The organism is Bradyrhizobium embrapense, from assembly GCF_001189235.2.
Taxonomy (GTDB): Bacteria; Pseudomonadota; Alphaproteobacteria; order Rhizobiales; family Xanthobacteraceae; genus Bradyrhizobium; species Bradyrhizobium embrapense.
This window is the reverse complement of the sequence record NZ_LFIP02000005.1, coordinates 616,135-622,500: the sequence shown is the minus strand read 5'-3', so window position 1 is coordinate 622,500 and position 6,366 is coordinate 616,135. Positions and strand designations below refer to the sequence as shown.

Below are 6,366 nucleotides of genomic sequence, written 5' to 3'. Positions count from 1 at the left end.
AGCCCATCCAGTGCTCTACCCCCTGAGGTATTCATCCGAGGCGATACCTAAATATCTTTCGCGGAGAACCAGCTATTTCCCAGTTTGATTGGCCTTTCACCCCTAACCACAAGTCATCGGAGCCTTTTTCAACAGGCACCCGTTCGGTCCTCCAGTGAGTGTTACCTCACCTTCAACCTGCTCATGGCTAGATCACTAGGTTTCGGGTCTAATACAACGAACTTGACGCCCTATTCAGACTCGCTTTCGCTGCGCCTTCGCCTATCGGCTTAAGCTTGCTCGTTAAATTAAGTCGCTGGCCCATAATACAAAAGGTACGACGTCACCCAGAACGTATCTTGGGCTCCGTCTGTTTGTAGGTGTCCGGTTTCAGGTCTATTTCACTCCCCTCGTCGGGGTGCTTTTCACCTTTCCCTCACGGTACTGGTTCGCTATCGGTCGCTGAGGAGTACTTAGGCTTGGAGGGTGGTCCCCCCGTGTTCAGACAGGATTACACGTGTCCCGCCTTACTCGTGGATACATCATCGCATTACTCGTACGGGGCTATCACCCTCTGAGGCCCAGCTTTCCTGACTGGTTCCGATTGTCTTTGATGTATCACTGGCCTGGTCCGCGTTCGCTCGCCACTACTAACGGAGTCTCGATTGATGTCCTTTCCTCCAGGTACTTAGATGTTTCAGTTCCCTGGGTTTGCTTAAAACCTCCTATTTTATTCGGAGGTCTCATACCTTCTCTTGATAACCGGAAATCCAAAACCTCGCGGTCTGATTTCTTCCATTTCTGGTCGAACCCCAAAACACAAGGTCTTGGAGTTCCGGCTATCGAAGGTGGGTTTCCCCATTCGGAAATCCGTGGATCAAAGCTTCTTCGCAGCTCCCCACGGCTTATCGCAGCGTAGCACGTCCTTCATCGCCTCTCAGCGCCAAGGCATCCACCGAACACCCTTAAGGCACTTGATTGCTCTCATTATCAATGTCCACACACTCGGCAGAATGTTGTCTGCGCAACTGCCCAAAGACCGAAGTCTCAGGCACGCATCCTCGATGAATGCGATTGCACAGCCGGACATTGACTAGAAAGACCAGCTTGCTTCGTAAGATCGGCCCGATAGCGAGGCGGTCAAGCTTCGCTACAAAGATCGTTTTACAACTCGCTCATCTCACTCATCTTGCGATGAACTGCGATGCGCGAGCGCCGAAAACGATCTGGAGATTAGGAATGGTACCCGCGAATTGCTTCGCAGATCCAAACTCGGATCGATCTCCTCTTTACGATGTCAGAAAACACGCACGTCACCGTCCATCCGGACCAATGAGTGCGAAGTGATGTTTCGCGGACGATTTTGACGAGGCATTCTCGAGCTTCAATTCCATCTGGTGGAGCCAGACGGGATCGAACCGACGACCTCATGCTTGCAAAGCACGCGCTCTCCCAGCTGAGCTATGGCCCCGTACCAGAAGACGAATGCTCCGCACTCGATCAAAATGGTGGGCCTGGGAAGACTTGAACTTCCGACCTCACGCTTATCAAGCGCGCGCTCTAACCAACTGAGCTACAAGCCCCTAACACGAGAGACATGCCGGCGCGCACCCGACGTGAAGTCGGTGCACCGCACAGCGCTCAGCCCCTGGCGCGTGTTCGTCCGCGAAGAAAGAGAAACGAAGACGGCGAAATCCCGCCAATGGAGCTCAACAATCCGAGGACTGTTGGCCCCTGAATGTTTCTAAAACGGTTCGATAGTGAGCGTGAGCTCGCTGAAGAACCATCCTTAGAAAGGAGGTGATCCAGCCGCAGGTTCCCCTACGGCTACCTTGTTACGACTTCACCCCAGTCGCTGACCCTACCGTGGCCGGCTGCCCCCTTTCGGTTAGCGCACCGTCTTCAGGTAAAACCAACTCCCATGGTGTGACGGGCGGTGTGTACAAGGCCCGGGAACGTATTCACCGTGGCGTGCTGATCCACGATTACTAGCGATTCCAACTTCATGGGCTCGAGTTGCAGAGCCCAATCCGAACTGAGACGGCTTTTTGAGATTTGCGAAGGGTCGCCCCTTAGCATCCCATTGTCACCGCCATTGTAGCACGTGTGTAGCCCAGCCCGTAAGGGCCATGAGGACTTGACGTCATCCCCACCTTCCTCGCGGCTTATCACCGGCAGTCTCCTTAGAGTGCTCAACTAAATGGTAGCAACTAAGGACGGGGGTTGCGCTCGTTGCGGGACTTAACCCAACATCTCACGACACGAGCTGACGACAGCCATGCAGCACCTGTCTCCGGTCCAGCCGAACTGAAGAACTCCGTCTCTGGAGTCCGCGACCGGGATGTCAAGGGCTGGTAAGGTTCTGCGCGTTGCGTCGAATTAAACCACATGCTCCACCGCTTGTGCGGGCCCCCGTCAATTCCTTTGAGTTTTAATCTTGCGACCGTACTCCCCAGGCGGAATGCTTAAAGCGTTAGCTGCGCCACTAGTGAGTAAACCCACTAACGGCTGGCATTCATCGTTTACGGCGTGGACTACCAGGGTATCTAATCCTGTTTGCTCCCCACGCTTTCGTGCCTCAGCGTCAGTATCGGGCCAGTGAGCCGCCTTCGCCACTGGTGTTCTTGCGAATATCTACGAATTTCACCTCTACACTCGCAGTTCCACTCACCTCTCCCGAACTCAAGATCTTCAGTATCAAAGGCAGTTCTGGAGTTGAGCTCCAGGATTTCACCCCTGACTTAAAGACCCGCCTACGCACCCTTTACGCCCAGTGATTCCGAGCAACGCTAGCCCCCTTCGTATTACCGCGGCTGCTGGCACGAAGTTAGCCGGGGCTTATTCTTGCGGTACCGTCATTATCTTCCCGCACAAAAGAGCTTTACAACCCTAGGGCCTTCATCACTCACGCGGCATGGCTGGATCAGGCTTGCGCCCATTGTCCAATATTCCCCACTGCTGCCTCCCGTAGGAGTTTGGGCCGTGTCTCAGTCCCAATGTGGCTGATCATCCTCTCAGACCAGCTACTGATCGTCGCCTTGGTGAGCCATTACCTCACCAACTAGCTAATCAGACGCGGGCCGATCTTTCGGCGATAAATCTTTCCCCGTAAGGGCTTATCCGGTATTAGCACAAGTTTCCCTGTGTTGTTCCGAACCAAAAGGTACGTTCCCACGCGTTACTCACCCGTCTGCCGCTGACATATTGCTATGCCCGCTCGACTTGCATGTGTTAAGCCTGCCGCCAGCGTTCGCTCTGAGCCAGGATCAAACTCTCAAGTTGGACTTGAAACCTTGAACCGGCTGATCACAACGTTTGACGAGGTCCCACCATTCTTCGTCGACCGAAATCAACGAGCCGCCCGCGATTCACATCGTTGGCAGCGATGGTGTAACCTTTAAAACGTGTACCGCCGAAGTCTTTCGTCCACTCTCAGAAGTCAAAAGCCGAAGCTTTCAAGTTTTCCGAGAGACGCAAGGACTCCGCCGTCCACGTTTCTCTTTCTTCATCTTCACTTGTCAAACAGCCCGGGGTCCGACGACCCCACACCCTTAGAGGGTGGTTCTACCCTTCACCGGCAGACAGTGAACCTCAACCGATTTATGTCGGCTGTTGTGTCACTCATCTAAGTGAGGAGCATCAGAGGCGCGTTCGCTCGCCTTGGTCAGTGACCCGGCGGCGCCGCGCTCAGTGGTTGGTTTATAGTCCCCACCCCTCGGGATTGTCAACGGCCATTGTCAACAAATCGTCGCACGCCCAAATCGCTTGTGCAGTGCAAAGAAATTCTCGTTCTTTCCGTGACTTAAGCTGGAGGTAAAAATCCGTCGTCCAGCCCTCGCGCCAAAAAACTTTAAAAAAGTTTGTCGCCGAGCAGCTCGTGAGACCCTCCGGAACGGGTTCCCCGGGGCTCCAGACCGGGCCGCGGCATCGACGTGCATCAGGAAGCTTTTCCATCTCAAATGCCGCACTTGAGCCACAATCCTGCGACGTTCTCGCTATAACGAATGCATTGGACCGCTCGAAACCTGTGGGGGCTCGGGTGGTTTTTCTGGGGGACCAGGCGATTTTCTCCAAGAACCCGTCGCCTCTTCCCTTCGCGGCCGAGCAACATCGAGAGATCTGCACACCATTGACGTTCGAGATCGCGGCTAGCTAATGGCCATCGGCTTCTCGATTTCGATGCGTGTGGCTCGCCAGACTGCCGGGATTCCTCTTCCGGGGATGAAGGCGGGGACGAGAACGAGCAGAGGTCGATCGCAGTTGCGGGAATTTGGGGGGATATCGGGTTGAGCCAACGGGCGTCACGCGGAAGCGGCATTGGGCGCGAGACCGGGATGATCGATCTCGGTCACGAACCGCCGCTTTCAGTCGACGGCACCGAGGCTGCGGTGATCGATCGCCGCCGTGTCTCCGTACAATGGTTCAGCGGCACCATTCTGACCGGACTATGTGGCGCGGCCCTGATCGGCGGCGCCGTTTTTGCGTCGCTCGACGGCGAGATGACTTTCGCCAAGGTGCCGGAGCGCGTCGAAGGCGCGCTGCGCGGTGCCTTCAACGGCAATGATCGCGTCGTCAGCCTGCACAAGGGCGACCGCCTGCCGCCGCCGAGCGAATCCTCCGCCTCCCGCAGCCTGGTGCGCGTGTCGACCGTGACCCGCGTCGGCAATCGCGACGTGATGCGGGTGCGGCCCTTTATCCGGATTTCAGGCAATCTCTCGATGACCACGAGCGATCTGTCGTCGAAAATACCCGCCTTCAACGCGCAGCGTCTGTTGACCGATGTCGGCTCCGACACACCGGCGGCGACCGAGGATCCGAATGCGGCCGCTGCCGCCGAGCCCGACGCCGAGGTCTCTTTCGTCACCAAGGATCTCGGATCCGTGCTGCCGAAAGCCAAGCTCGCCGCCGTCGTCGCGCTCGACGACATCCTGATGCGGGTGCGCGATGCCGCCAATTGGCGCGGCTCCGGCGGCTCGGTGCGCTACGCCTCGCTTGCCAATGCGGCAGCCGACGCGACCGGCGCCGGACCCGACATGCGGATGGCCTACGCCACCGAGGGCAACACCGCTGATCCCTATGCGGGCTTCGAGACCCGCGTGGTGCCGGAGAACGTCACGCTGCTGCCGAAGACCAAGGAGCAGGTCACCGGCGGCAATCCAGTCGGCGAACGGGTTCACCTCGTCAAGAAGGGCGACAGCATTACCTCGATCCTGCGCGATCAGGGCGCAACGCCCGACGAGGCGAAGGCGATTGCCGCAACGCTCGGCCCGCGCGGGCGCGACGGCGGCCTGAAGGAAGGCCAGAAGGTGCGGATCCTGATGGCGCCGGCGGCGCCGGGCGCCCGGCTGCAGCCTTATCGCGTGATCGTCGCCAACGAATCCGTCGTCGAGGCCGTCGCCGCCCTGTCCGATCTCGGCAAATACGTCGCCGTCGACGTGCAGAGCATGAACACCACGACCGACACCGCCGACAATTCCAGCGACGATGACGAGGATGATGGCAGCGGCGTGCGGCTCTATCAGAGCATTTACGAGACCGCGCTGCGCAACAAGGTGCCGCCGACCGTCATCGAGGACATGGTCAAGATCTACTCCTATGACGTCGATTTCCAGCGCAAGGTCCAGCCCGGCGACTCGTTCGACGTGTTCTTTGCCGGCGAGGATGAGGGCGTCACCAGCACCGAAAAGACCGAAGTGCTCTACGCCGCGCTGACCGTGGGCGGCGAAACCAAGAAGTACTACCGATTCCAGAGCTCGGACGATGGCCTCGTCGACTACTATGACGAGACCGGCAAGAGCGCGAAGAAGTTCCTGGTGCGCAAGCCGGTCAACAACGCGATCATGCGTTCGGGCTTCGGCGGCCGCCGCCATCCGATCCTCGGCTATGTGAAGATGCACACCGGCGTCGACTGGGCCACCGCCTACGGCACGCCGATCTTCGCTTCCGGCAACGGCGTGCTCGAGAAGGTCGGATACGAAGGCGGGTACGGCAAATATATCCGCATGAAGCATTCCAATGGCTACGAGACGGCCTACGGCCACATGTCGGCCTTCGCCAAGGGCATGGAGATCGGCAAGAAGGTTCGGCAGGGCCAGGTGATCGGCTTCGTCGGTTCGACCGGCCAGTCCACCGGACCGCACGTCCACTACGAAATCCTGGTCAACGGCCGATTCGTCGATCCGATGCGCGTGAAACTGCCGCGCGGCCGCTCGCTCGAAGGCCCGATGCTGGCGAACTTCGAGAAGGAACGCGACCGGATCGAAGCCCAGATGTCCAGCCGCGGCAGCTCGCGCATCGTCTCGGATGCCACGAGCTCGACGTCGCAGACGCGCTCCATCACCAACCGCTAATAGCGTCCCGTCTGCCGGCGGGAACCCGGCAACCGTT

Annotated in this window: 1 protein-coding gene, 2 tRNA genes and 2 rRNA genes (1 of these 5 only partly in view); 1 reads left to right on the top strand and 4 read right to left on the bottom strand. The window is 58.2% G+C overall.

Annotated features, from left to right (window positions below; all coding sequences use genetic code 11):
* The 4 genes from AKN83_RS25460 to AKN83_RS25445 form a co-directional block, all read right to left on the bottom strand.
* Window positions 1–959: ribosomal RNA gene (locus AKN83_RS25460) — 23S ribosomal RNA — on the bottom strand; it reaches 1,881 nt to the left of the window's first position.
* A 415-nt stretch (window positions 960–1,374) separates the two neighbouring features.
* Window positions 1,375–1,450: transfer RNA gene (locus AKN83_RS25455), tRNA-Ala, on the bottom strand.
* 35 nt (window positions 1,451–1,485) lie between these two features.
* Window positions 1,486–1,562 (bottom strand) — tRNA-Ile (locus AKN83_RS25450).
* 210 nt (window positions 1,563–1,772) lie between these two features.
* Window positions 1,773–3,261: ribosomal RNA gene (locus AKN83_RS25445) — 16S ribosomal RNA — on the bottom strand.
* Together the 16S and 23S rRNA genes with 2 tRNA genes alongside form the textbook arrangement of a ribosomal RNA operon.
* A gap of 1,004 nt (window positions 3,262–4,265) precedes the next feature.
* On the opposite strand from AKN83_RS25445, the gene AKN83_RS25440 reads away from it, so the two are divergent.
* Window positions 4,266–6,329 carry a M23 family metallopeptidase gene (locus tag AKN83_RS25440; protein ID WP_050405005.1) on the top strand — a complete coding sequence of 688 codons (2,064 nt, stop codon included), beginning with the start codon at window positions 4,266–4,268 and terminating at the stop codon, window positions 6,327–6,329.
* Window positions 6,330–6,366: the final 37 nt, after the last annotated feature.